Genomic DNA, 508 nt, shown 5'->3' on the forward strand with positions numbered 1-508 from the left:
CCATCGTGCCTGCCAAGTGCGCTTGCCACAGCACACGGTGCGTCGCCCCCGCCGCTCGCCGCTGGCCCTGAGCGAAGCCGAGCGCGAAGTCATCCTGACGCTGCTGCATTCGCCCGAGTACGTCGACGTCGCCCCGCGCACCGCCTATGCCATGCTGCTCGATGCTGGTGTCTATCTGGCCTCGGCGTCGACCTTCTACCGTCTGCTGCGCTCCTGCAGCGGCACGCGTGGTCGCCGCGACGAACTCAAACATCCAGTTTATACACGCCCCGAATTGCTGGCCACTGCGCCGCGTGAGGTGTGGTCTTGGGACATCACGAAATTAAAGGGGCCAGTGAAGTCGGCGCACTTCCATTTGTACGTCATTCTCGATATCTTCAGCCGCTACGTGGTCGGCTGGATGATCGCCGACTGCGAGTCCGATGCCCTCGCCGAAAGCCTCATCGGAACCACCTGCGAGCGCGAAGGGATCGTCCCAGGGACACTGACATTGCATGCTGATCGTGGC

1 protein-coding gene is annotated in these 508 nt (G+C 63.0%); it reads left to right on the top strand.

Annotated features, from left to right (window positions below; all coding sequences use genetic code 11):
* Positions 1–37: 37 nt before the first annotated feature.
* Positions 38–508, top strand: a 471-nt coding sequence (locus ACP7BZ_RS23035) for a DDE-type integrase/transposase/recombinase (RefSeq protein WP_426117537.1), incomplete at its 3' end; no start/stop codon positions are given.

It is taken from the genome of Massilia sp. PWRC2 (assembly GCF_049896725.1).
Taxonomy (GTDB): Bacteria; Pseudomonadota; Gammaproteobacteria; order Burkholderiales; family Burkholderiaceae_D; genus JAFCUW01.